The following is a 23,343-nucleotide window of genomic DNA, read 5'->3' as shown; positions in this document are numbered from 1 at the left end:
CGAGATCAAGGGAGGCAGCCATGATCACCGCCGTCATCATCGCCGTGGTCGTCATCGCGGCAGCCGCTGTCCTGTTCGTCGGACTGCGGCGAGCCCGGGGCGGCGGAGGCGGCCTGAAGCACCGCTTCGGGCCCGAGTACGACCACACCGTCGCCCGTCACGACGGGGATGTCCGGGCAGCCGAACAGGAACTCCGCGAGCGCGTACGGCTCCACGGCTCCGTCAAGGCCGAGCCCCTGCCGCCCGGTGCGCGCGAGCGCTATGTGGCCCAGTGGGCCGGCGTCCAGGAGCAGTTCGTCGAATCGCCGCAGCAGGCCGTCATCGAGGCCGACGCGCTCCTCGCCCGCCTGGCCAGGGACCGGGGCTTCCCCGACGGCGAGCACTTCGACGAGCAGGTCGCCGCACTATCCGTCCACCACGCCCACTCCGTCCACGGCTACCGCAGGGTGCACACAGCCACCCGCGGGCAGGGCGGTACCGAGGAAATGCGGGAGGCCATGGTCGAGGCCCGGCGTCTCTTCGACGCCCTGGTCGCCGAGCACGCGGCCGACTCGGCCCGGAACGGCCGGCCGGCCTCCGCCGGCCGCGGCAACACGTCGTGGGCACTGCCCCGGCGTCATGCGAAGGGAAGTGGCACGTGATGACCGATGCCCAGCACCTGACACCGCGCGAGCAGCCGGCCACCGGCAGCGCCGCTCCTGTACCGCCCCAGGCCGCTGTACCGCCCCCGGCTGCGGTACCGCCCCCCGCCCCTGCCCCCGCACCCCTCCACGCCACCGACTCCGTACTGATTCCGCAGGACGAACGGGACAAGCTCGGCCTGCGGCTCCAACAGGCCCTCAGCACCTTCGTCGAGAGCCCGCGTCAGGCGGTCGAAGAGGCCGACAGCCTCTTCGACGACGCCGTCAGGCACCTGACCGAGACGCTCACGGAGCGCCGGCGCACCCTGCGCGCGAGCTGGCAGGGCCGCCAGGACACCGGTGCGCACTCGGAGACGCACACGGAGACGCAGACGGAGGAACTGCGCCTCGCGCTGCGGGAGTACCGGGAATCCATGGAACAGCTGCTGCGCATCTAGGCGGGCCGGCTCCACGTGGGGACGGCGAAGCGCAGGATGCGTCCCCACGTGGAGCCGTACTGCCGCCACAACGGGCCGGTGACGTACGGGATGTCGTACTTCTCGCACAGTTCACGCACGCGAGGGGCGATCTCGGCATAGCGGTTGCTGGGCAGATCGGGGAAGGCGTGGTGCTCGATCTGGTGACCGAGGTTGCCGCTGAGGACGTGGAAGAGCCGGCCGCCGTCGATGTTGGCGGAGCCCTGGATCTGCCGCAGATACCACTCACCCCGCGTCTCGTCCTCGACGTGTTCCTCCGTGAACGTCTGGACGTCACCGGGGAAATGGCCGCAGAAGATGATGGTGTGCGACCACAGATTGCGCACGGTGTTGGCCGTGAGGTTCCCCATCAGGCACGGCAGCGCCGACGGCCCGGCGAGCAGCGGGAAGAGCACGTAGTCCTTGGCGAGTTGGCGGGTGGCCTTGGTGAGGAACCCGGTCAGGTCCGTCACGAACGAACGCCATGACCTGGAGCCCGAGGTGACCGCCTCGGGCTCCAGGTCGTACAGCGCGATGCCCCACTCGAAGAGGGGCGCGAGCACGAAGTTGTAGAGCGGCTGGGCGAGATGGCGCGGATACCAGGGCTGGTCGGCGCTCATCCGGAAGACGACATATCCGAGGTCCCTGTCGCGGTCGACGACGTTGGTCCAGGTGTGGTGCAGGTGGTTGTGGGTGTGCTTCCAGGCCTCGGCCGGGGTCAGGAAGTCCCACTCCCAGGTGGACGAGTGGATCGCGGGATCACCCATCCAGTCCCACTGGCCGTGCAGGATGTTGTGGCCGAGCTCCATGTTCTCCAGGATCTTGGCGACGGAGAGCATGGCGGTGCCCGCCGCCCACGCGGGCGGGAACAGGGAGACGGCGAGGGCCGCCCGGCCGCCTGCCTCCAGGCCGCGCTGGGTGGCGATCACGGTGCGGATGTAGCGGGCGTCGCCGGCGCCGCGCGCGGCGATGATCTCGGAGCGGATCCGGTCGAGCTCATGGCCCAGCTCCTTGCCCAGTTCCTTGCGGGATTCCTTGCCGGGTTCCTTGCCGGGTTCCACATCGGTGGAGGCGATGGTGGGGGCGAGAGGGGTCACGGTCACGGGGACTCCTTGTGTGGCTAGGCGTCGAGGGAAACCGGTCCGGCCGCGGCCGAGACACACGTCTGGATCAACTGGCCGGTCCGGTCGTGCACTTCACCGGTACGCAGATCGCGCACGCGCCCGTACGTCAGAGGGACGAGGCAGCCGAAACAGATGCCCCGCCGGCATCCGTACGGCATCGGCACCCCCGCCGACTCGCCGACGGCCAGGAGCGGGGTCGACGCGTCCGCGGCGGTCCCGGTCCCGGTGCGGGTGAACAGCGCCCGGCCGCCGGGGGCGGCGTCGGGGTCCGGCGGCGGCACCGGGGCGAGCCGGAAGCGCTCCACGTGGAGCCGTTCCCGCAGACCCGCCCCGCTCCAGTGGTCCTCCATCGCGTCGAGCAGCCCGGCCGGACCACAGGCCCAGGTCTCGCGCTCGCGCCAGTCGGGACAGAGCCGTCCCAGGGCGTCCGGGGTGAGCCTGCCGTGCGACCGGGTGTGGTGTTCCTCGTAGGAGAGCCAGCCCAACCGCCGCCCGGCCGCGTGCAGTTCGTCGCTGAAGATGCCGGCCTCGGCGCAGGGCGCACTGTGCAGCAGGACGACATCGGGGGGCGGGGTCCGACGCCGCATGAGGGTGCGGATCATGCCCATGGCCGGGGTGATGCCGCTGCCCGCGGTCACGAGCAGGATGCGGTGTCGCAGCCGGTCCGGGAGCACGAACTCCCCTTGCGCCGGGCCGATTCGGAGCACCGTGCCCGGTGGCGTCCGGTGGGCCAGGCTCGGTGACACCCTGCCGCCGGGAGCGGCCTTGACGGTGATGGCCAGGAGCCCGTCCGCCCGGTCGGGCGCGGAGGAGAGGGAGTAGGTGCGCCAATGCCGTACGCCGTCGATCTCGACGCCGACGGGCAGGTACTGCCCCGCACGGTGTCCGGTCCAGCCCCGGCCGGGCCTGAGGGTGAGCGTGGTGGCGTCCGGGGTCTCCGGTCTCACCGCTGTCACCCGGCCCGCGGGGAGGCGCGCGTCGAGCAGGGGGTCGATCAGTCCGAGGTAGTCGTCCGGGGCGAGCGGGCTCGTCAGCCAGGAAGCGGCGGTCAGGAGCCTGCCCATGAGGGCCGGTAACGCAGGCATGGCGCGGAATCCTCTCGTCACGCGGCACGAGGGGTGTCGCGTACGTCGAGTCGTCCCGGGCCCGGCTGAGGCCACGTAACCACGCCGGTGCGAACGGGCGCACGAACGGGAGGCCGCATCCCGCCATGCGTGATCTGCGGCGCCTCGCGGGCGGATCTCCCCGCGGCGCGGTGGTCTGCGGGGACAAGTTCTGGCGAACCGGTCGGGAATGGCCGGATGGTGACGTCCATTCCCGACGTCGTCGCTCGGCGGGCCGGGGATCAGCCGTTGGGGAGGATGACCGCCCTGCCGTTGATCCGGCCGTCATGCAGGTGCTCGTACGCCTTGGGGGCGTCGTCCAGTGCGTATGTCTCCACGTGGACGTCGATCGCGCCGGAGCGTGCCAGGTCGAGGACCTCGATCAGCTCGGCCCTGCTGCCCCAGTAAGGGGCGCGGACCGCTGCGTCGTAGGGGGTCGTGCCGAACCCGACGGACGCGGTTCCGCCGCCGATTCCGACGATGGTGACGTCCGCCTCCACCGCGGCGCAGGCGGTCGCCGTGGCGACGGTGGGCGGCGCGCCGACGAAGTCGAACACCGCCTGGGCGCCCAGGCCGCCGGTCAGCTCACGGACCTTCGCCGCCGCGTGCTCGTCCGAGAGGACGGTCTCGTGGGCGCCGACCTGGTGGGCGAGGCGCAGCTTCCCGTCGGTGACGTCCAGGGCGATCACCCGTGCCGGGGTCAGCGCGCGCAGCAGCTGGATGGCGACATGCCCCAGACCGCCGGTGCCGATGACCACGGCGGTGCTGCCGGGGGTCAGCTTGGGCAGGGAGGTCTTGATGGCGTGGTACGGGGTCAGGCCCGCGTCGGTGAGCGGCACCGCGGTCACCGGGTCGAGGCCGTCCAGCGGGACCAGGTGGCGCGCGTCGTCCACGATCATGTACTCGGCGATGGCGCCGGGCGCCCCGAGTCCGGGCGGGCGGATGCCGAGGTCGGCGGCGCGCGTGCAGTAGTTCTCCTTGCCCTGCGCGCACATCGCGCAGGCGCCGCAGCCCCAGGGGCCGTAGACGGCCACGGAGTCGCCGACCTCGAAGCCGGTGACGCCCTCGCCGAGCGCGGCGACGGTCCCCGCGCCCTCATGGCCGAGGGTGAGCGGCAGCGGGAAGGTGAGCTCCTCCTCGGACCAGCTCATCACCGCGATGTCGGAGTGGCAGACGCCCGCGGCGGTGACCTTCAGGAGCACCTGGCCGGGGGCCGGGTCCGGGCGCGGGACGGTGACCACCTCGGGGGCCGCGCCGACGCTGCGGTACTGGACGGCCTTCATCATCTCGACGGGCGACGCGGGGCGTTCTTGCGCTGACATCCGGGATGCCTCTTCTCGTTCTTCGTGCTGTGCGCTGGTGTCCCCCTTGGGCATCTATCCCCGTGCCGACGCGGTGCGTAGCCGCCGTCGATCGGGTGGTAGGTGCTCATGTCTCCGACTGTACTCCTCGTGATGTCCCAGTGAGACATGTGACCCGTTGAGACATGTGAAGCGCGCCCGGGAAATGGTTCGGCAGGACTCAACAGGCCACTGAGACACCTGAGTTGAGGGGTACTATCAAAAATCTAAGTGCCTGCTATCAAGTGAGAAGGCGAATCCACCCGCATGACACGCAGCTATGACCAGTCCTGTCCGGCGGCACGGGCCCTGGACGTCGTCGGCGGCCGATGGTCCCTGCTGATCGTGCGCGAGCTGCTGCTCGGCCCCCGGCGCTACACCGACCTCGTCGCGGGGCTGCCCGGCATCGGCCCCAACGTCCTCGCCGAGCGGCTGCGCGCGCTGCGCGATGCGGGCATCCTCAGCCAGGCCAAGCTGCCGCCCCCCGCGCCGTCCGCGGTCTACGAACTGACCGAGCTCGGCGCCTCCATGCGCCCGGTGATCGACGAGCTCACCCGCTGGGGCATGCGCCTTCCGGCCTCTTCGCGGCCCGGCGACACCTTCCGGCTCAGCTGGGTGCTCGGCTGTCTGCGCGCCAGCTTCCGGCCCGAAGAGGCCATCGGCGTGCGGGAGACGTACGAGTTCCGGGTGGACGGCGACGCCTTCCACCTCCGTGTGGACAACGGGGCGCTCGACATCCGGAACGGCGCCGCGACGGACCCCGCCTGCGTCATCACGACCGACCTCGGGACCTTCATGGCCGTCGGCGCACGGCTCGTGGACATCGAGGACGCCACCGCACGCGGCCTCGCCGAGCTGGAGGGCGAACTCCCGGCCGCCGCACGGGCGATCGCCATCGTCGGCGCGCACCCCGAGGCCACCGGCGGCCGCCACGGCATCGTCGGAGCCGTCGGGGCGACCTTCCGCCCCGAGCACGCGCTCGGCGTACGCGAGACCTACGAGTTCGTGATCGGCGGGCTCGTCTTCCACGCCCGCGTCGACGACGGCACCGTCGAGATGGGTCTTGGCCCCGCGGCGGACGCGGTCACGACACTCGTCACCGACCTGGGCACCTTTCTCCAGCTGGGAGTGGGCTCTCTGCCGCTCGAAGACGCGGTCAGCGCGGAGGTCATCAGCGTCAACGGCGATCTGGAGGCGGCGCTGCGGATGGCGGACGCCTTCGGCGTGGTCCGCGCCGATGGGCCGGATTCCGTTCGCTGACGGGAACGGCAGCGGGCCCCGGCGGATCGAAGTCCGCCGGGGCCCGCTGGTGGTCAGGTGCTCGTGACCGGTGAGCGATCAGTCCGTGCCGGACTCCATCGCGGCGCGGTCCAGCATCGTCTCCTCGTCCGTGGCGGCACCGCGCGAGGCGATCGCCTCGGCGCCACCGCCGTCCATGGCGCCGATCAGACCGGTCGAAGCCGCCTGCGCGGCGCCGATCGGCGTCGGGTGGCCGCCGCCGACCAGGCCGAGGGCCGCGTACTGCTCGAGCCTCGCGCGGGAGTCGGCGATGTCGAGGTTGCGCATGGTGAGCTGGCCGATCCGGTCCACCGGGCCGAACGCCGAGTCCTCGGTCCGCTCCATGGAGAGCTTGTCCGGGTGGTAGCTGAACGCCGGGCCCGTGGTGTCGAGGATCGAGTAGTCCTCGCCGCGCCGCAGCCGCAGCGTCACCTCACCGGTGATCGCCGCGCCGACCCAGCGCTGCAGCGACTCCCGGATCATCAGCGCCTGCGGGTCGAGCCAGCGGCCCTCGTACATCAGTCGGCCGAGACGCCGGCCCTCGTTGTGGTACGAGGCCACGACGTCCTCGTTGTGGATCGCGTTGACCAGGCGCTCGTAGGCGATGTGCAGGAGCGCCATGCCGGGGGCCTCGTAGATGCCGCGGCTCTTGGCCTCGATGATCCGGTTCTCGATCTGGTCGGACATGCCGAGCCCGTGCCGGCCACCGATCGCGTTGACCTCCATGACGAGGTCGACCGCGGAGGCGAACTCCTTGCCGTTGACGGTGACCGGGCGGCCCTGGTCGAAGCCGATCGTCACGTCCTCGGTGTCGATCTCCACCGAGGGGTCCCAGAACTTCACGCCCATGATCGGGTCGACCGTCTCGAGCCCGGTGTCGAGGTGCTCCAGGGTCTTGGCCTCGTGCGTGGCGCCCCAGATGTTGGCGTCCGTGGAGTACGCCTTCTCCGTCGAGTCCCGGTAAGGCAGCTCGTGGGCGAGCAGCCACTCCGACATCTCCTTGCGGCCGCCGAGCTCCGTGACGAAGTCCGCGTCCAGCCAGGGCTTGTAGATCCGCAGGTGCGGGTTGGCGAGCAGCCCGTACCGGTAGAACCGCTCGATGTCGTTGCCCTTGAACGTGGAGCCGTCGCCCCAGATCTGCACCCCGTCCTCGAGCATGGCCCGCACCAGGAGCGTGCCGGTCACGGCGCGGCCCAGCGGCGTGGTGTTGAAGTACGCGCGCCCGCCCGACCTGATGTGGAAGGCACCGCACGCGAGCGCGGCGAGTCCTTCCTCGACCAGCGCTTCACGGCAGTCGACGAGCCGGGTGATCTCGGCGCCGTACGCGGAGGCACGGCCGGGCACGGAGGCGATGTCGGGCTCGTCGTACTGGCCAATGTCGGCGGTGTACGTGCACGGGACGGCGCCCTTGTCGCGCATCCAGGCGACGGCCACCGAGGTGTCGAGACCGCCGGAGAAGGCAATGCCGACGCGCTCGCCGGTGGGGAGGGAGGTGAGGACCTTGGACATAGGAAGAGTATGCATCACTTCGCATGACCATGCAACGTCGATCGCTCATCCACGGTCGAAAGCCCGCCAAAGCGCTGGCCGCGGGCCGAATCGACCGGTGACCGGCGCCGAGGGCTTCTGGCGGCCGCTGGGCAAGGTGGTGCACGACGAGCGCGAGGAGTCCGGCGCATCGCGCGTCATGCATGTCGAAGTACCCATGCGGCCGTAGCCCCAGCCGGTGGCTGCCGCCGCACCACCGGCCCCACTCCCGGGAGCGGATCCGCGTACGAGGAGGCGTGGGCGAGCTGCTGCGCAACCGCCGCTTCCTCGCGGTGTGCTGTGCCTACGGCGCCTACCTCCTGGCGTACAACCAGCTCTATCTCGCCCTCCCGCAGGAGGTGGAGCGCACGGCCGGGTCACAGGCGCCGCTTGCCTGGCTCTTCGCCCTGTCCTCGCTGCTCGTGGTGGCCACGCAGCTTCCGGTCACGCACTGGGCCGCGGGCCGGCTCGACGAGCGGCGCTCCATGGCGGCAGGGCTCGTGCTCATCTCCGCCGGGTTCGCCGCCGTGGCCCTCGCTCGCCCGGCCGCCTGGACCGGCGCCGCCGGGCTGCTGCCCGCCGCCGCCTTCGTCGTCCTGCTCACGCTCGGCCAGATGCCGGTCGCCCCGGCGACGCGCGCCTGGGTCCCCGATCTGACGCGTGACGGCAGGCTGGGCCTCTACACCGGCGCCCTGTCCTCGGCCTCCGGCCTGATCGTCCTTGCGGGCAGCTCCGCGACCGGCTCGCTGCTCGACGCGGGGCTCCCGCCCTCGGTGCCGTGGCTCGTGCTCGCCGCGGTCCCGCTCCTTGCCGTCGCGCTCCTGCCCACCCGCGCCAAGGCCCCGTCAGCCGGCTGACGCACCGGGCATCGCGGGGGCCGTGAGGGCCGCCAACTCCTCGGGCGTGCGCGGCCCTTCACCCGCGCCGTCCAGCAGCCCCTTGGTCCGCAGCAGCTCCGAGACGGCGATCCCCCAGGGCAGGCGAAGGCCCGCCTGCGCCAGGAGGTCGCGGTGGGCCAGCATCGTCGCGACCGGACCTGTGCGCACCCCCGAGGGCGTGAGCAGCGCCGCGTCGTCGGCCCAGCGCAGGGCGAGATCGACGTCGTGGGTGGCCATGACCACGGTCGTCCCGGCGTCCCGCAGTCCCTGCAGGGTGGCCAGGAGGCGTTCCTGGCCGTCGGGGTCGAGCCCCGCGGTCGGCTCGTCGAGGATCAGTACGCGCGGGCGCATCGCCACGGCGCCGGCGATGGCCGTCCGCTTCCGCTGGCCGTAGGAGAGCAGATGCGTGGGCCGGTCCGCCAGGGCGCTGATGTCGAGCGCGGCGAGCGCCTCGGCGACCCGCACCCGGACCTCGGTGTCGGACAGCCCCAGGTTCAGCGGCCCGAAGGACACGTCCTGCTCGACCGAGGCCGCGAACAGCTGGTCGTCCGGGTCCTGGACGACCAGCTGCACGGTGGTGCGCAGCCGGGTCAGACCCTTGCGGTCGTACGCCACGGGGGTGCCCCCGAGCGTCAGTCCGCCCTGGTCCGGGCGGAGTCCGCCGCTCAGCAGCCGCATGAGGGTGGTCTTGCCGCTGCCGTTGCGTCCGAGGAGCGCGAGGGCGCGTCCCTCGGTGACGTCGAAGTCCAGGCCGCTGAGCACGGTGGGCCCTTCTTCGTACGCGTAGGAAGCGGCGCGCAGAGCGACCAGGGACTCGCTCGCCTCTCGCTCGCGAGGAGCGCTCGGCTCGCTCATGGAAGAAGCCTTTCCAGTACGAGGGTGAGGGCCACCAGGGCCGTGAGAAGTACCGCGCTGACGGCCACGAAGCCCCGGGAGACCCTGGCGTCGGGCACGAGCACCCGAAGGGTTCCGTCGTAGCCGCGCCCGGCGAGCCCGGCCTGCAGCCGGGTCGCCCGGCCGAAGGCCCGCACGAACGCGGTGGCGCCGAGGCCGCCCAGCGAGCGCCAGGTGGCGGCCCGGGTGGTGTGGCCGAGGCGTGCGGCCTGCGCCTGCCGGATCCTGCTCATGGAGTCAAGGAGCAGGAAGCTCATCCGGTACATGACCAGGGCGACGTCCACGACCGGCGCCGGTACGCCCGCCTTCACCAGGCGGGGCAGCAGATCCGACATCGGTGTGGTGAAGGCGAAGAGCAGCACGCCGAGCGAGGCCGCCGACGTGCGCAGGAGCAGGCCGCCGGCCCGCGCGGGTCCGCCGTCGGCGAGCGTGACGAACCCTTCGGGCCCGCCGAGTTGCACGATCAGGGTCAGGGCGCCGGTGACGCAGAAGCCGAGCGGCACGCGGTAGGCGCGCCACAGTTTGCGCGGCGGCACACCGGCGGGTCCGAGCAGTACGGCGAGCGCGGCGACCAGGACCAGGGCGGCACCCGGCCAGGGCGGCAGGGAGACGGCAAGGACGGTGAGACCGAGCCCGAGCACAGCCTTGTCCACGGGATGGCGGCGGCGCCAGCGACTGCTGTGCGCCGCCGCGTCGATGGGGAGCACGCCGGGTCAGACCTGCTCGGTCTCGGGCCGGGCGCCCTCCGCATCGGCTGTCGGCTCCGTGGGGGCGGGTGCGGGTGCGGGTACGGGTGCAGGTGCGGGTGCCTCCTGCGATCGTGTGATCTCCGCACCCTGCTTGCGTCCCTTGCGCAGACCGAAGTAGTACGCGAGGACGCCTGCGCCCAGTGCGGCCTGCAGGGCGAAGAGCGCCGACTCGACCTCCCCGGAGGGGGGTTCGTACAGCGGCGAGAACCACGGTTCGTAGTCCGGCTTGATCTCGGTGATCGCGGTCTCGGCCTGGGCGTCGGCCCCGGCGAACGGCTCCTTCTCGTCGTCGCCGAGGCCCAGCGCCAACGGCAGCACCGCGAGCGCGGCGACGATGAGGAGGAGCAGGGTGTTGATCTTCGCGTTCCGGCTCATCAGGCGCTGGCCCCCGTCTCCGTCGTCGTCTTCTCCGCCTTCTCCGTCTGCTCCGTCTGCTCCGTCGTCGTGGCCTTCGTGGCCTTCGCGGCCGACTGCTTGCCCTGCAGCAGCACGCCGAGCCGCGTCAGCTCACCCTTGCTGGACTGCACGAGCAGCCGCATCACGATGACGGTGAGCAGTCCCTCACTGACGGCCAGGGGGATCTGCGTGACGGCGAAGATGCCGCCGAACTTGCCCAGGGCGCCGATGAATCCGCTGCTGGGGTCGGGAAACGCCATCGCCAGCTGGACGCTGGTGACGCAGTACGTGGACAGGTCGGCGACGAACGCGCCGAAGAACACGGCGACCATGAGCGGCACGTCGTACCGCTTCAGGAGCCGGTAGACGGCGTATCCGGCCCATGGCCCGACGATCGCCATGGAGAACACGTTGGCGCCGAGCGTGGTGAGCCCGCCGTGGGCGAGCAGCAGGGCCTGGAACAGCAGGGTGATGGTGCCGAGCACCGTCATGATCGGCGGCCGGAACAGGATCGCGCCGAGCCCTGTGCCCGTCGGGTGCGAGCAACTTCCCGTCACGGAGGGGATTTTCAGGGCGGAAAGGACAAATGTGAAGGCACCGGAGGCGCCCAGGAGCAGGGTGCTCTCCGGGTGCTCCTTGACCTCACGGGTCAGGGAGCGGACTCCGTGGACGACGAACGGCGCGGACGCTACGCCCCAGGCGATCGCGTGCGCCGGTGGGAGGAAACCCTCGGCTATGTGCATGGCTAAGCAGACCCTCTCCAGCACCTCGTGGATGGACAACGTGCCTTGGCCGGTCTCCTGGCTGACGGGTCGTACCGACCGGACTCCGCCTTCCCGGGTGCGTGAGCACCCAGTGGCTGCCGCGAGGGCTGGAGCCGGACTTCCCGATCACAGTGGCGAGGGCCGCACCGGCATCACACCGGATTTCCCGTTCACCAAGGCGTGGTGACCTTAGTGCTCAACCGAGATTCCTGACAACTTGCGGGACCACCGCAGCTGTGGCACGCGCGAGCGCACACGACCAGGGCGTACGCCCCTGGTCAGCCCCTGTGCCCGGCGTGTGCACACCTGGCGCGCGCCACACCTTCCTCTGGCGTCGGGAGCGGGTGGGGCGTCAGGAGTGCGTGAAGCCGGGCGGTCGCTTCTCGACGAAGGCGGCCATCCCCTCCTTCTGGTCCGTGGTCGCGAACACGGCATGGAAGAGGCGGCGTTCGAAGCGGACGCCCTCTGCGAGGGTCGTCTCGAAGGCGCGTGACACCGCCTCCTTCGCCATCATCGCGACGGGCAGGGACATGCCCGCGACGGTCTCGGCGACGGCCAGTGCTTCGTCCACGAGTTCACCGGCGGGCACCACCCGCGAGACGAGCCCGGCCCGCTCCGCCTCATCGGCGTCCATGGTCCGGCCGGTCAGACACATCTCCATGGCCTTGGCCTTCCCCACCGCGCGGGTCAGCCGCTGAGAGCCGCCGATGCCGGGGATGACGCCCAGTTTGATCTCGGGCTGTCCGAACACGGCGGTGTCGGCGGCCAGGAGGATGTCGCACAGCATGGCCAGCTCGCAGCCTCCGCCGAGCGCGTACCCGGAGACGGCCGCGACCGTCGGCGTGCGCAGCGCCCCGAGCCGGTCCCAGGCGGTGAACCAGTCGCTGAGATACATGTCCATGTAGCTCTGGGGCCGCATCTCCTTGATGTCGGCCCCGGCGGCGAACGCCTTCGGCGATCCGGTGAGGACGATGCAGCCGATGTCCGGGTCCCGGTCCAGGTCCGCCGTCGCGGCGACGATCTCGTTCATCACCTGGAGGTTGAGCGCGTTCAGGGCCTTGGGTCGGTCGAGCGTGAGCAGTGCGGTGCGGCCTTTGCGTTCGATGCGGATCGTCTCGTACGGCTCCGGGGTCGTCGTGGTATTCGTGCTCTCCGTGGCCTTCGTGGTCATGCGCTGTTCCCGTCCCCTGCCTTGTGGTGCCTGATGGTGTTGACGATCCCGGAGAAGTCCTGGTCCGCTCCGGCGCCCTCCGCGTAGGCGGCGTACAACTCGGCTGCTTTCAGGCCGAGTTGAGCCTGGATCCCACTGGCATGCAGGGCGTTGGCCGCAAGGCCCAGGTCCTTGGCCATCAGCGGGGCGGCGAAGCCGGGCCGGTAGTCGCGGTTGGCGGGGCTGCCCGGGACGGGGCCCGGCACCGGGCAGTTGACGGTCAGGGCCCAGCACTGGCCGGACGCGGTGGACGCCACGTCGAAGAGGGCCTGAGGGGACAGGCCGAGGCTCTCGCCGAGTACGAACGCCTCGCTCACCGCGATCATCGAGACCCCGAGGATCATGTTGTTGCAGATCTTCGCGGCCTGCCCCGCGCCGGGCCCGCCGCAGTGCACCCCCTTCCTACCCATGACCGTCAACAGCGGCTCGGCATCGGCGAACTCGGCTTCGCCGCCGCCCGCCATGAAGGTGAGCGTGCCGGCCTCGGCGCCCACCACTCCCCCGGATACCGGGGCGTCAAGGGCCCGCATCCCTGCCTCGACGGCGGCCTCGTGCGCGCTGCGCGCGTCGGCCACGTCGATGGTCGAGCAGTCGATGAACAGCGTGCCGGGCCGCGCGGCGGCCAGGAGCCCCTCCTCGCGGTAGAGGCCGAGCACGTGCCGTCCCGCGGGCAGCATGGTGATCACCACGTCCGCCGCCGCCGCTGCCTCCGCCGATGATCCGGCTGCCTCCACGCCGTTCCCGACGGCCGCGGCGAGCAGGTCGGGCATCAGGTCGTGGCCCAGGACGCGGTGTCCCGCCCCGGCGAGGTTGGCGGCCATGGGGCCGCCCATGTGGCCGAGGCCGATGAAGCCGATCGTGCGCCTGCCGTTCACCACGCCACCTCCTGCGGGACCCAGGCCAGGTCGAGTTCGCCTCCGGCGGGCGGGGCGAAGTAGCGCTCCACGTCCGCGCGTTCGACCTCGCCCAGCGAGGCAGGCGCCCAGCGGGGGCTTCGGTCCTTGTCGATGACCTGGGCTCGGATCCCCTCGGCCAGGTCGTGCGAGGTGAGCGCGGCGCAGGAGATCCGGTACTCCTGCTCCAGGACGCGCTCCAACGGGCCGAGCCGCCGCGCTCGGCGCAGTGCGGCGAGCGTCACTTTCAGGGCGGTGGGCGACTTGGCGGCGAGGGTGTCGGCCGCCTCCGCGGCGGCGCGCGTTCCATGGCCGCGCAGCCGGGCGAGGATCTCCTCCACCGTGTCGGCGGCGTAGCAGTCGTCGATCCAGGAGCGATGACCGGCCGCCTCGCCGGGCGGCACCTGGCGCACGTAGTGCTGGAGCGCGTCCCACACCGGTTGCGTGGCGAGGTCGTCGAGCAGCCGGGGCAGGTACTCGCTGGGCACGAAATGGTCGGCGAGCCCGCACAGCAGGGCGTCGCCCGCGCCGATCCGTGCGCCGGTGAGCGCCAGATGGGTGCCGAGTTCACCGGGCGCGAGGGCCAGCAGATAGGTGCCGCCCACATCGGGCACGAAGCCGATGCCGGTCTCCGGCATGGCGATGCGGGAGCGCTCGGTGACGATGCGGACGTCGCCGTGCGCGGAGACGCCGACGCCGCCGCCCATCACGATCCCGTCCATCAGGGCGACGTACGGCTTGGGGTAGCGGGCGATGCGGGCGTTGAGCCGGTACTCGTCGCGCCAGAAGTCGGCGGAGGCGGTCGTCCCGGCGCGCGCGTCCTCGTAGATGGAGCGGATGTCGCCGCCCGCGCACAGACCGCGCCCGCCCGCGCCTTGGATGATCACGGTCTGTACGTCCGGGTCGTTCTCCCAGGCGGTGAGCGCCTCGTCGATGCGCCGCACCATGGCGTGGGTGAGGGCGTTGAGGGCCTGGGGCCGGTTGAGCGTGAGGTGGGCCGCGCGGCCCTCGGTACGGAGCAGGACGAAGTCCTCGGCCGCGGTCACCGCTGCGCCTCCGTCAGGCCTCGGGCCACGATGACGCGCATGATCTCGTTGGTTCCTTCCAGGATCTGGTGGACGCGGAGGTCGCGGACGATCTTCTCGATGCCGTACTCGTTCAAGTAGCCGTAGCCTCCGTGGAGTTGAAGGGCGCGATCGGCGACGGAGTAGCCGGTGTCGGTGGCGAAGCGTTTGGCCATCGCGCACAGCTGCGGCGCCTGTGGGTCCCTGCGGTCAAGGGCCTGGGCGGCCTGGTGGACCAGGGCGCGGGCGGCGGCGAGTTCGGTCGCCATGTCGGCGAGGCGGAACTGCAGGCCCTGCGCGTCGAGGAGCCGGGCGCCGAAGGCCTCCCGGTCGGCGAGGTACGACAGGCTCTTGTTGAGGGCGCTGCGGGCGCCACCCAGGGAGCAGGCGGCGATGCCGAGCCTGCCGCCGTTCAGGCCGCTCATGGCGATGCGGAAGCCGTCGCCTGCGGGGCCGATGAGCCGGTCGGCCGGCAGTCGCACGCCGTCCAGGATCACCTGCCGGGTGGGCTGGGCGTTCCAGCCCATCTTCTTCTCGTTGGGGCCGAACGAGAGCCCGGGATCGTCTCGTTCGACGACGAACGCGGAGATCCCACGGGGCCCTTCGCCGTCGGTGCGCGCCATGACGACGTACACCTGCGCGGCTCCCGCACCGGAGATGAACTGCTTGACCCCGCTCAGGACGTAGTCGTCGCCGTCGCGAACGGCCCGGGTGCGCAGGGAACCGGCATCCGATCCGGCGCCCGGTTCCGTGAGGCAGTAGCTGCCGAGATCGTCCATGGAGCACAGGCGGGGCAGCCACCGCGCCCGTTGCTCCTGGTCGCCGTAGGTGTCGATCATCCAGGCGACCATGTTGTGGATGGAGAGGTAGCCCGCGATGGACGGGCAGCCGGAGGCGAGCGCCTCGAAGACGAGGACACCGTCGGCCCGGGTCAGACCGCTGCCGCCCGCGTCCTCCCGTACGTACACGCCGCCGAGCCCGAGCCCGGCCGCCTTGCGCAGTACGTCGAGGGGGAAGTGCTTGTCCTGGTCCCACTGCACGGCGCGGGGGGCCAGATGATCCTCGGCGAAGTCGAGCGTGGTCTCGACGAGGGCCTGCTGGTCCTGTGTGAGCGAGGTGGTGGTCATGGCGCTCATCCCATGGTGGGCAGGGTGAAGCTCGCGCCTTCCCTGGCCCCTGAGGGCCAGCGCGAGGTGACGGTCTTGGTGCGGGTGTAGAAGCGGATGGCGTCCGGGCCGTGCTGGTTGAGGTCGCCGAAGCCGGAGCGCTTCCAGCCCCCGAAGGTGTGGTAGGCGACGGGGACCGGAATGGGGACGTTGACGCCGACCATTCCGGTGTCGACCCGGCGGGTGAAGTCGCGGGCGGTGTCGCCGTCCCTGGTGAAGATCGCGACCCCGTTTCCGTACGGGTGCTCGCTGGGCAGGCGCAGGGCCTGCTCGTAGTCGGCGGCCCGTACGACGCACAGGACGGGGCCGAAGATCTCCTCGCGGTAGACCCGCATCCGGGGACTTACCCGGTCGAAGAGCGACGCGCCCGCGAAGAAGCCGTTCTCGTGGTCCGCCAGGGTGAATTGCCGCCCGTCGACGACGAGTTCGGCGCCTTCGTTGACGCCGATGTCCACGTAGCGACGGACCCGGTCGAGTGCGTCCCTGCTCACCAGCGGGCCGAAGTCGGCTTCGGGGTCGTCGCTGCGGCCGATGCGGAGCGTGCCGATGCGTTCCTTGAGCGCGGCGACCAGCCGGTCGGCGGTCTCCGCGCCGACCGGCACGGCCACCGAGATGGCCATGCAGCGTTCGCCCGCCGAGCCGTATCCGGCGCCGATGAGCGCGTCGACGGCCTGGTCGAGGTCGGCGTCCGGCATGACGATCATGTGGTTCTTGGCACCGCCGAAGCACTGGGCGCGCTTTCCGTGCGCGGCGGCGGTGGCGTAGATGTGCGCGGCGATCGGTGTGGAGCCGACGAAGCCGAGCGCGCCGACCCGGGGGTCCTCCAGGAGGGTGTCGACTGCCTCCTTGCCGCCGTTGACGACGTTCAGGACACCGGGCGGCAGACCGGCCTCAAGGAACAGTTCGGCAAGGCGCAGGGGCACGGACGGGTCGCGTTCGGACGGCTTCAGGATGAACGCGTTGCCGCAGGCGAGAGCGGGCGCGGCCTTCCACAGCGGGATCATCGCGGGGAAGTTGAACGGGGTGATGCCTGCGACCACGCCGATCGGGGAACGCAGCGAGTGCACGTCGATCCCGGTGCCCGCGTTGTCAGTGAACTCGCCCTTGAGCAGATGGGGGATCCCCGCGGCGAACTCCACTACTTCCAGGCCGCGTTGGAGGTCGCCGTGCGCGTCGGCCACGGTCTTGCCGTGCTCGGCGGACAGCATCCGGGCCAGGGAGTCGCGTTCCGCATCGACGAGCTGGAGGAAGCGCAGCAGGACGCGGGCGCGCCGCTGCGGGTTCCAACTGCCCCACTCCCGCTGGGCGGTGACCGCGTCGGCGATCGCCGTCTCGGTGTCGGCGCGGCCCGCGAGCGGTACGCGGGCCTGGACGGTGCCGGTGTTGGGGTCGTACACGTCGCCGAAGAGGCCCGACGTGCCGGCGGTGTGCTTGCCGCCGATGAAGTGGGTGAGTTCACGGACCATGGGTGCCTGCTCTCGTCAGGTGAGATCCGGGGACGGCACGGCGAGCCGCCGGCGGGGCGCACGGGTGGGTGCGCTGCCGGTGCGAGCCGCGGGACAGCGGACGTCGGGACCGTCAGGCGTGGATCGGGACCGCCCGGGGCCGCGAAGTCCTATGAGCGCGTGCCGAGTCGAGTGCGCTCCGCCGGATCACCAGGGTCGTGGGTACGGACCGGTGCCATGCGTGTCTGCTCCATCCTCGTGGACAACACGGAACATTCCGCGGCCGGTATCCTGACTCCCGGATCTGCGCGCGCCGCCCGCCTTCCCGGCAGACCTCGCCAGTGGCGTGTGGATGACAGCACACTCCCCGGTCACAGTGGCGGGACCGTGCCGGATTCACACCGGCTTCCCTGCACCGCGGACCTTGTGCCACGAACATATAGTTGGACGTCCTAGTAAGTCCACCCCCCTAGGCTCACCCACTCGGCCCGCCCCTCGGCACGGCAATCGGTGCGGCCCTCAGCGCGGCCCACCCTTCAGTCGACGCGCGCCGACTCCCCGGCCACGGGGTAGGGCACGAAGGTGCTGCTGTTCTCGTCGATCGCGAGGCGCCGGTCCAGCGGGGGAACCGCCCGCTGGGGGCAGTCGGTGCGCTCGCACAGGCGGCAGCCCATGCCGATGGGCACGGCGGACGAGGCGCTGTCGAGGTCGAGGCCGTCGGAGTAGACGAGCCGTGCGGCGTGCCGGATCTCGCAGCCGAGGCCGATGGCGAACGTCTTGCCGGGCTCGCCCCAGCCGCCGCGGTGCCGGGTGACCGCACGTGCGGTCCACAGGAAACGCTGGCCGTCCGGCATGGAGGCGACCTGGACGTGGATGCGGCCCGGCGCGGCGAACGCCTCGTACACGTTCCACAGCGGGCAGGTGCCGCCCGCGCGGGAGAAGTGGAACGCGGTGGCGGACTGACGCTTCGACATGTTGCCCGCCCGGTCGACCCGGACGAAGGAGAAGGGCACGCCGCGCAGCCGGGAGCGCTGCAGGGTGCTGAGCCGGTGGCAGATCGTCTCGTAGCCGAGGCCGAAGTGGTCGGTCAGCCGCTCGATGTCGTAGCGGAAATCCTCCGCGGCCGCGTGGAAGCGGCGGTAGGGCAGGATCAGCGCGGCCGCGAAGTAGTTGGCGATCCCGATGCGGGCAAGCGGCCAGGCCGCGGTCTCCTGGCCGAAGTCCTCCGATGCGAGGGCGGAGACCTCGTCCGCGTACTCCAGGAGCGCGAGCTGGGTGGCCATCCGGAACGCCTGCTGGCCGGGGCGCAGCCGGTTGGAGAGGTGCAGAACCCGGGCCGTCGGGTCGTAGTGGTGCAGAAGTCGGTCGGCGTCCGCGGCCAGGCGCACCCCATGGCGCTCGGCGAGGCGCGCGGACAGGGCGCGCACGACCTCGCCGGGGCGCACACCGATCTCGGCGGCGAACTGTTCGGCGGCGAGATCGATGTCGTGCAGGTAGTTCTGGCGCCGGTAGAAGAACTCGCGGATCTCCTCGTGCGCGGAACGGGGCTGTGCCGCCGCTGCCGGACCGCGCCCCTCCGCGGCCTCGGAGAGCTGTTCGGTCAGGTGCTGGTTCCGGCGGCCGAGGTCCACCAGGACCGTCGCCACGGCGGGCATGCGCGATGCCAGGTCCGAGAGGTCGGACGCGGACACCCGGCCCGCCGAGACCTCTCCGGTGAGGGCGTCCCGCAGGTCGGCCACCAGACGGCTGGTGTCACGCGCGGAGAAGAAGCCCGGGTCGACGCCGAACGCCTCCGTGAGCCGCAGCAGCACGGGCACGGTCAGCGGCCGGGAGTCGTGTTCCATCTGGTTCAGATAGCTCGGCGAGATGGCCAGGGCACGAGCCAGGTCGGCCTGGCTCATGCGGCGCTCCTCCCGCAGCCGTCGCAGCCGCGCTCCCGCGTACGTCTTGCTCACCCGTGGCTCCTGCCCGTCCGGTCACGATCGTCGGCACTGCCCGTGATGGTAGCCACGCGGACGAGGTCTGCGGGCTTAACAAGATTGGCAGAACGGCGGAGAAAGATGCGCAGAACTTGGCATCTTTCCCTGCTTGATGGCACTGAGTGCCGGTGTCAGAGTCGTACCGCGGCCCGCCGGACTCCGTCGGGCGGATCGGAAACGGGTACGACTCAATGCCCTGACGTCGGTGATCCCGACCCTTCCGCCCGGCTCGGCGACATTGCTCGGATTGCTCAGCACGGAGCCGACGGGCCGCACCCGGGATCTTCCCGGCACTGAGTGCCAGAGCTTCGCACAGTTCACGAGTTCCCCAGTTCACCAGTTCACCAGTTCACGATTCCCCCAGTTCACGAGTTCCCAGGAGACGGTCATGGCACAGGCAGGGACGACGACGGCAACGGCCCAGGAGCTTGCTCAGCGGTGGGCGACCGACGCCCGCTGGAACGGGATCGAGCGCACCTACACCGCCGATGACGTGGTCAGGCTCTCCGGCAGCGTCCGCGAGGAGCACACCCTCGCCCGGCGCGGCGCCGAGCGGTTGTGGCGCCAGCTGCACGAGCAGGACTACATCCACGCGCTCGGCGCGCTGACCGGCGGCCAGGCGGTCCAGCAGGTCAAGGCCGGTCTGCAGGCGATCTACCTGTCCGGCTGGCAGGTGGCCGCCGACGCCAACCAGGCCGGACACACCTACCCCGATCAGTCGCTCTACCCGGCCAACTCGGTGCCGCAGGTGGTCCGTCGGATCAACAACGCGCTGCTGCGCGCCGACCAGATCGCCACCGCCGAGGGCGGCGAGGACACCACCGACTGGCTCGCGCCGATCGTCGCCGACGCCGAGGCGGGCTTCGGCGGACCCCTTAACGCCTTCGAGCTGACCAAGGCGATGATCGCCGCGGGCGCCGCCGGCATCCACTACGAGGACCAGCTGGCCTCCGAGAAGAAGTGCGGTCACCTGAGCGGAAAGGTGCTCGTGCCCACCGGCCAGCACATCCGCACCCTCAACGCGGCCCGCCTGGCCGCCGACATCGCCGATGTGCCGACGCTGATCGTGGCCCGCACCGACGCCCTCGCGGCGAACCTGCTGACCAGCGACGTCGACGAGCGCGACGCGCGGTTCGTCACGGGCGAGCGCACCGCCGAGGGCTTCTACCGGGTGCACAACGGCATGGCGCCCGTCATCGCCCGCGGCCTCGCCTACGCCCCGTACGCGGACCTCATCTGGGTCGAGACCGGCACCCCTGACCTCGCGCAGGCCCGTGAGTTCGCCGAGGCCATCCACGCCGAGCACCCCGACCAGATGCTCGCCTACAACTGCTCGCCCTCCTTCAACTGGCGTGCCGCCCTGGACGACGACCAGATCGCCAAGTTCCAGCGCGAGCTGGGCGCCATGGGCTACCGCTTCCAGTTCATCACCCTGGCCGGCTTCCACTCCCTCAACCACGGCATGTTCGACCTGGCCCGCGGCTACGCCGAGCACGGCATGACCGCCTATGTCGACCTCCAGGAGCGGGAGTTCGCCGCGCAGGCGCAGGGCTTCACCGCCGTCAAGCACCAGCGCGAGGTCGGCACCGGCTACTTCGACCAGGTGTCCACCGCCGTCAACCCCGCATCCTCCACGACGGCGCTGTCCGGCTCCACCGAGGAGGAGCAGTTCCACTAGGGCACTTCGCCGGACCGCTACGGCGCTTCGCCAGACCGCTACGGCGCTTCGCCGGACCGCCGCGCTGTCGTCCGCGGGTCGGTGGGGGTGAGCGCGCAGTTCCCCGCGCCCCTCAAGGGGCGCCCCCACCGTCCCGTCAGTCCTAGTCCACACCCCCTGCTGAGGAGACCCGCATGCCCATCTCCGCTCCCCCAAGCCGTGCCCAGGTCCTCGGCACGGTGACCGACCGGCACGACGAGATCCTCACCCCTGAGGCCCTGGAGTTCGTCGGCCGCCTCGTCGACGCGTTCGCCGAACGCCGTCAGGAGATCCTCAAGGAGCGCATGCGGGTGGGGGCCCGCCTCGCCTCCGGCTCCCCGCTCGACTTCTCCATCGCCACCGCCCGCATACGGGCGGACGACTCCTGGCGGGTGGCAGCCCCCGCGCCCGGCCTGACCGACCGCCGCGTGGAGATCACGGGGCCGCCGGAGCGCGCGATGACGGTCAACGCCCTCAACTCCGGTGCGCAGGTGTGGATGGCGGACTTCGAGGGCGCCACCTCGCCCACCTGGGACAACATCGTCGGCGGTCAGCTGAACCTGCTCGACGCCATCGAGCGCAGGATCGACTTCAGCACGCCGGAGGGCAAGCGGTACCGGCTCGGCGAGCAGGTCGCGACCATCGTCGTCCGCCCGCGCGGCTGGCACCTGACCGAGGAGCACCTGCTGATCGGCGGGCGGCCCGCGCCCGCGTCGCTCGTGGACTTCGGGCTCTACTTCTTCCATTGCGCCCAGCGGCAGATCGACGCCGGGCACGGCCCGTACTTCTACCTGCCGAAGCTGGAGAACCGCGACGAGGCCCGGCTGTGGAACGACGTGTTCGTCCTGGCTCAGGATCTCCTCGGCATCCCCCGCGGCACGATCCGGGCCACCGTCCTGATCGAGACCATCACGGCGGCCGTCCAGATGGAGGAGATCCTCTACGAGCTCCGGGAGCACAGCTCCGGCCTCAACGCGGGCCGCTGGGACTACCTGTTCAGCCTCATCAAGACCTTCGGTCACCGCACCGACTTCCTGCTTCCCGACCGGGCGAAGGTCACCATGACCGCCCCCTTCATGCGCGCGTACACCGAACTCCTCGTACGCACCTGCCACAAGCGCGGCGCCCACGCCATCGGCGGCATGGCCGCCCACATGCCGGGCAAGGACCCGGACGCCCACCAGGCGGCCCTCGCCACGGTGCGGCTCGACAAGGAACGCGAGGCCGAGGACGGCTTCGACGGCTCCTGGGTCGCCCACCCCGCCCTTGTACCCGTCTGCCGCGCGGTGTTCGACGGGGTGCTCGACACCCGCCCGCATCAGATCGACCGCACCCGCGACGACGTCGAGGTGACGGCGGCCCGGCTGCTCTCCGTGCGCCGCATCAGCGCGCCACCCACCTCCGATGGCGTACGCACCAACATCGCCGTCGCCCTGCGCTACTTCGCCGCATGGCTGCACGGGCAGGGGGCCGTCGCCCTGTACGGGCTCATGGAGGACGCCGCCACCGCCGAGATCGCCCGGGTGCAGATCTGGCAGTGGCTGCGCCACCAGGTCGTCGATCGAGCGACCGTCCTTGAACTGGTGGGGGACGAGCTCGCCGCCCTGGGCGCGGAGTACCCGTGGGCCCCTCTCGACGAAGTCCGCGGACTCTTCGAACGGACCGCCCTGGCACGGGAGTTGCCCGCCTTCTTCACCACGGACGCCTACAGCCGTCACCTCGTGCGCCGCCCGGAGGGACGGTCATGACCGCGGCCATCCGCCGGGTCGGCGTGGTGGGCGGGGGCCAGATGGGCGCCGGGATCGCCGAGGTGTGCGCCCGCGCCGACCTGGACACCGTGGTCTGCGAGGCCGACGCACTCGCCGCACGCGCCGCCGCCGAGCGAGTCGCCGTGTCGCTCGAACGAGCTGTCCAGCGAGGCAAGTTGGACCGCATCGGCGCCGAGGACGCACTCGCCCGCATGGTCTTCACCGGCAGCCTCGACGACCTGGCCGACCGCCAGCTCGTCGTCGAGGCCGTCGTCGAGGACACCGCCGCGAAGACGGAGATCTTCGCCACCCTGGACAAGGTCGTCGAGGACCCCGACGCGATCCTGGCCACCAACACCTCCTCCATCCCGGTCATGCGTCTGGGGATGGCCACCCGGCGTGCCGACCGTGTTCTCGGGCTGCACTTCTTCAACCCCGCCCCCGTGCTTCCCCTGGTCGAGGTCGTGTCCTCACTGCACACGGCCGCACGGACCGTCGCCGCCGTAGAGGACTTCGCCACGCACACCCTGGGCAAGACGGTCGTCCGCTCCCAGGACAGAGCGGGCTTCGTCGTGAACGCGCTGCTCGTCCCCTACCTCCTCTCCGCGATCCGGATGACCGAGTCCGGCTTCGCCACGCCCGCCGACGTGGACGCGGGCATGGAGCTGGGCTGCGCGCACCCTATGGGGCCGCTGAAGCTGGCGGACCTGATCGGCCTCGACACGGTCGCCTCCATCGCGGCATCGCTCTACGAAGAGTTCAAGGAACCCCTGTACGCCCCGCCGCCGCTGCTCCAGCGCATGGTGGAGGCGGGGCTGCTCGGCCGCAAGAGCGGCCGCGGGTTCCACACCTACGACCGGGGCTGAGGGGCCCGGGTCCGCCGCCGGGCTGAGGGGCCCGCGGCTGCTGTGAGCGGGGCGCGGAACGGACTGGTGATCCGTTCCGCGCGCCCGCATGTGCCGATACGGGCGGGGTCCGTGTCTCACCTCACGG

20 protein-coding genes, 1 pseudogene and 2 riboswitches are annotated in these 23,343 nt (G+C 71.3%); of the genes and pseudogenes, 7 read left to right on the top strand and 14 right to left on the bottom strand.

Annotated features, from left to right (window positions below; all coding sequences use genetic code 11):
• Positions 1-20: 20 nt before the first annotated feature.
• On the top strand, positions 21-641 hold the full coding sequence (locus tag AC07AG_RS00880) for a hypothetical protein (RefSeq protein ID WP_478750504.1): 621 nt from the start codon (positions 21-23) through the stop codon (positions 639-641).
• Positions 641-1,078, top strand: coding sequence for a hypothetical protein (locus AC07AG_RS00875; protein ID WP_478750502.1), 438 nt, complete (start codon positions 641-643; stop codon positions 1,076-1,078). The genes AC07AG_RS00880 and AC07AG_RS00875 overlap by 1 nt, the downstream gene beginning before the upstream one ends.
• On the opposite strand, the gene AC07AG_RS00870 is transcribed toward AC07AG_RS00875, so the two are convergent.
• The 3 genes from AC07AG_RS00870 to AC07AG_RS00860 all read right to left on the bottom strand — a co-directional run bounded on the left by AC07AG_RS00870 (position 1,075) and on the right by AC07AG_RS00860 (position 4,606).
• Positions 1,075-2,157: a fatty acid desaturase family protein gene (locus AC07AG_RS00870; protein ID WP_478752154.1), complete on the bottom strand. Its 1,083-nt coding sequence runs from the start codon at positions 2,155-2,157 to the stop codon at positions 1,075-1,077. The genes AC07AG_RS00875 and AC07AG_RS00870 overlap by 4 nt on opposite strands.
• A 59-nt stretch (positions 2,158-2,216) precedes the next feature.
• Positions 2,217-3,305 (bottom strand): ferredoxin reductase, encoded by a 1,089-nt coding sequence (locus AC07AG_RS00865; RefSeq protein ID WP_478750500.1) that lies wholly within the window; start codon positions 3,303-3,305, stop codon positions 2,217-2,219.
• A gap of 260 nt (positions 3,306-3,565) precedes the next feature.
• Positions 3,566-4,606: an NAD(P)-dependent alcohol dehydrogenase gene (locus AC07AG_RS00860; RefSeq protein ID WP_478752152.1), complete on the bottom strand. Its 1,041-nt coding sequence runs from the start codon at positions 4,604-4,606 to the stop codon at positions 3,566-3,568.
• A 324-nt stretch (positions 4,607-4,930) separates the two neighbouring features.
• Between AC07AG_RS00860 and AC07AG_RS00855 the strand changes: the two genes are divergently transcribed.
• On the top strand, positions 4,931-5,923 hold the full coding sequence (locus tag AC07AG_RS00855; protein WP_478750498.1) for a winged helix-turn-helix transcriptional regulator: 993 nt from the start codon (positions 4,931-4,933) through the stop codon (positions 5,921-5,923).
• 78 nt (positions 5,924-6,001) lie between these two features.
• Here the strand turns inward: AC07AG_RS00855 and argG are convergent, their stop codons facing one another.
• Positions 6,002-7,450, bottom strand: coding sequence for an argininosuccinate synthase (gene argG, locus AC07AG_RS00850; RefSeq protein WP_478750497.1), 1,449 nt, complete (start codon positions 7,448-7,450; stop codon positions 6,002-6,004).
• A 221-nt stretch (positions 7,451-7,671) separates the two neighbouring features.
• On the opposite strand from argG, the pseudogene AC07AG_RS00845 reads away from it, so the two are divergent.
• Positions 7,672-8,325, top strand: a pseudogene (locus AC07AG_RS00845) (MFS transporter); the annotation flags it as partial.
• Here the strand turns inward: AC07AG_RS00845 and AC07AG_RS00840 are convergent.
• The 10 genes from AC07AG_RS00840 to AC07AG_RS00795 all read right to left on the bottom strand — a co-directional run bounded on the left by AC07AG_RS00840 (position 8,314) and on the right by AC07AG_RS00795 (position 18,882).
• Entirely contained in the window at positions 8,314-9,201 is an 888-nt protein-coding gene (locus tag AC07AG_RS00840; RefSeq protein ID WP_478750495.1) for an energy-coupling factor ABC transporter ATP-binding protein, read from the bottom strand. The pseudogene AC07AG_RS00845 and the gene AC07AG_RS00840 sit on opposite strands and share 12 nt — an antisense overlap.
• Positions 9,198-9,947, bottom strand: coding sequence for a cobalt ECF transporter T component CbiQ (gene cbiQ, locus AC07AG_RS00835; protein ID WP_478750493.1), 750 nt, complete (start codon positions 9,945-9,947; stop codon positions 9,198-9,200). The genes AC07AG_RS00840 and cbiQ overlap by 4 nt, the downstream gene beginning before the upstream one ends.
• A 6-nt stretch (positions 9,948-9,953) precedes the next feature.
• Positions 9,954-10,364 carry an energy-coupling factor ABC transporter substrate-binding protein gene (locus AC07AG_RS00830; RefSeq protein WP_478750492.1) on the bottom strand — a complete coding sequence of 137 codons (411 nt, stop codon included), beginning with the start codon at positions 10,362-10,364 and terminating at the stop codon, positions 9,954-9,956.
• Positions 10,364-11,128: an energy-coupling factor ABC transporter permease gene (locus AC07AG_RS00825; RefSeq protein ID WP_478750490.1), complete on the bottom strand. Its 765-nt coding sequence runs from the start codon at positions 11,126-11,128 to the stop codon at positions 10,364-10,366. The genes AC07AG_RS00830 and AC07AG_RS00825 overlap by 1 nt, the downstream gene beginning before the upstream one ends.
• 30 nt (positions 11,129-11,158) lie before the next feature.
• A riboswitch (cobalamin riboswitch) is annotated at positions 11,159-11,342 on the bottom strand.
• 159 nt (positions 11,343-11,501) lie between these two features.
• Positions 11,502-12,320: an enoyl-CoA hydratase gene (locus AC07AG_RS00820; RefSeq protein WP_478750488.1), complete on the bottom strand. Its 819-nt coding sequence runs from the start codon at positions 12,318-12,320 to the stop codon at positions 11,502-11,504.
• Positions 12,317-13,237 (bottom strand): 3-hydroxyisobutyrate dehydrogenase, encoded by a 921-nt coding sequence (gene mmsB, locus AC07AG_RS00815; protein WP_478750487.1) that lies wholly within the window; start codon positions 13,235-13,237, stop codon positions 12,317-12,319. The genes AC07AG_RS00820 and mmsB overlap by 4 nt, the downstream gene beginning before the upstream one ends.
• The gene (locus AC07AG_RS00810) at positions 13,231-14,298 is read right to left on the bottom strand and encodes an enoyl-CoA hydratase/isomerase family protein (RefSeq protein ID WP_478750485.1); all 1,068 of its coding nucleotides are present in this window, start codon (positions 14,296-14,298) and stop codon (positions 13,231-13,233) included. Before AC07AG_RS00810 ends, mmsB begins: the two co-directional genes overlap by 7 nt.
• Positions 14,295-15,443, bottom strand: a complete 1,149-nt coding sequence (locus tag AC07AG_RS00805) for an acyl-CoA dehydrogenase family protein (RefSeq protein ID WP_478750483.1) — start codon at positions 15,441-15,443, stop codon at positions 14,295-14,297. The genes AC07AG_RS00810 and AC07AG_RS00805 overlap by 4 nt, the downstream gene beginning before the upstream one ends.
• A 5-nt stretch (positions 15,444-15,448) precedes the next feature.
• Positions 15,449-16,948 (bottom strand): CoA-acylating methylmalonate-semialdehyde dehydrogenase, encoded by a 1,500-nt coding sequence (locus AC07AG_RS00800; protein WP_478750481.1) that lies wholly within the window; start codon positions 16,946-16,948, stop codon positions 15,449-15,451.
• A gap of 243 nt (positions 16,949-17,191) precedes the next feature.
• Positions 17,192-17,362, bottom strand: a riboswitch (cobalamin riboswitch).
• Between the two features lie 101 nt (positions 17,363-17,463).
• Entirely contained in the window at positions 17,464-18,882 is a 1,419-nt protein-coding gene (locus tag AC07AG_RS00795; RefSeq protein WP_478750479.1) for a short-chain fatty acyl-CoA regulator family protein, read from the bottom strand.
• 412 nt (positions 18,883-19,294) lie between these two features.
• Between AC07AG_RS00795 and aceA the strand changes: the two genes are divergently transcribed.
• The 3 genes from aceA (at position 19,295) to AC07AG_RS00780 (ending at position 23,216) form a co-directional block, all read left to right on the top strand.
• Entirely contained in the window at positions 19,295-20,584 is a 1,290-nt protein-coding gene (gene aceA, locus AC07AG_RS00790) for an isocitrate lyase (RefSeq protein ID WP_478750477.1), read from the top strand.
• Positions 20,585-20,757: 173 nt separating this feature from the next.
• Positions 20,758-22,350 carry a malate synthase A gene (aceB, locus tag AC07AG_RS00785; RefSeq protein WP_478750475.1) on the top strand — a complete coding sequence of 531 codons (1,593 nt, stop codon included), beginning with the start codon at positions 20,758-20,760 and terminating at the stop codon, positions 22,348-22,350.
• Positions 22,347-23,216, top strand: coding sequence for a 3-hydroxybutyryl-CoA dehydrogenase (locus tag AC07AG_RS00780; RefSeq protein ID WP_478750473.1), 870 nt, complete (start codon positions 22,347-22,349; stop codon positions 23,214-23,216). The genes aceB and AC07AG_RS00780 overlap by 4 nt, the downstream gene beginning before the upstream one ends.
• The last annotated feature ends 127 nt before the right edge of the window (positions 23,217-23,343 follow it).

It is taken from the genome of Streptomyces sp. NPDC044044, from assembly GCF_056434405.1.
The sequence above is the reverse complement of the archived record's forward strand: the minus strand, read 5'-3'. Positions and strand labels throughout refer to the sequence as shown.

Coding starts and splice junctions, on each gene's coding strand:
- AC07AG_RS00880 (WP_478750504.1), top strand. CDS start 21: ATGATCACCGCCGTCATCATCGCCGTGGTCGTCATCGCGGCAGCCGCT.
- AC07AG_RS00875 (WP_478750502.1), top strand. CDS start 641: ATGACCGATGCCCAGCACCTGACACCGCGCGAGCAGCCGGCCACCGGC.
- AC07AG_RS00865 (WP_478750500.1), bottom strand. CDS start 3,305: ATGCCTGCGTTACCGGCCCTCATGGGCAGGCTCCTGACCGCCGCTTCC.
- AC07AG_RS00860 (WP_478752152.1), bottom strand. CDS start 4,606: ATGAAGGCCGTCCAGTACCGCAGCGTCGGCGCGGCCCCCGAGGTGGTC.
- AC07AG_RS00855 (WP_478750498.1), top strand. CDS start 4,931: ATGACACGCAGCTATGACCAGTCCTGTCCGGCGGCACGGGCCCTGGAC.
- argG (WP_478750497.1), bottom strand. CDS start 7,450: ATGTCCAAGGTCCTCACCTCCCTCCCCACCGGCGAGCGCGTCGGCATT.
- AC07AG_RS00840 (WP_478750495.1), bottom strand. CDS start 9,201: ATGAGCGAGCCGAGCGCTCCTCGCGAGCGAGAGGCGAGCGAGTCCCTG.
- AC07AG_RS00830 (WP_478750492.1), bottom strand. CDS start 10,364: ATGAGCCGGAACGCGAAGATCAACACCCTGCTCCTCCTCATCGTCGCC.
- AC07AG_RS00825 (WP_478750490.1), bottom strand. CDS start 11,128: ATGCACATAGCCGAGGGTTTCCTCCCACCGGCGCACGCGATCGCCTGG.
- AC07AG_RS00820 (WP_478750488.1), bottom strand. CDS start 12,320: ATGACCACGAAGGCCACGGAGAGCACGAATACCACGACGACCCCGGAG.
- AC07AG_RS00805 (WP_478750483.1), bottom strand. CDS start 15,443: ATGACCACCACCTCGCTCACACAGGACCAGCAGGCCCTCGTCGAGACC.
- AC07AG_RS00800 (WP_478750481.1), bottom strand. CDS start 16,948: ATGGTCCGTGAACTCACCCACTTCATCGGCGGCAAGCACACCGCCGGC.
- aceA (WP_478750477.1), top strand. CDS start 19,295: ATGGCACAGGCAGGGACGACGACGGCAACGGCCCAGGAGCTTGCTCAG.
- aceB (WP_478750475.1), top strand. CDS start 20,758: ATGCCCATCTCCGCTCCCCCAAGCCGTGCCCAGGTCCTCGGCACGGTG.
- AC07AG_RS00780 (WP_478750473.1), top strand. CDS start 22,347: ATGACCGCGGCCATCCGCCGGGTCGGCGTGGTGGGCGGGGGCCAGATG.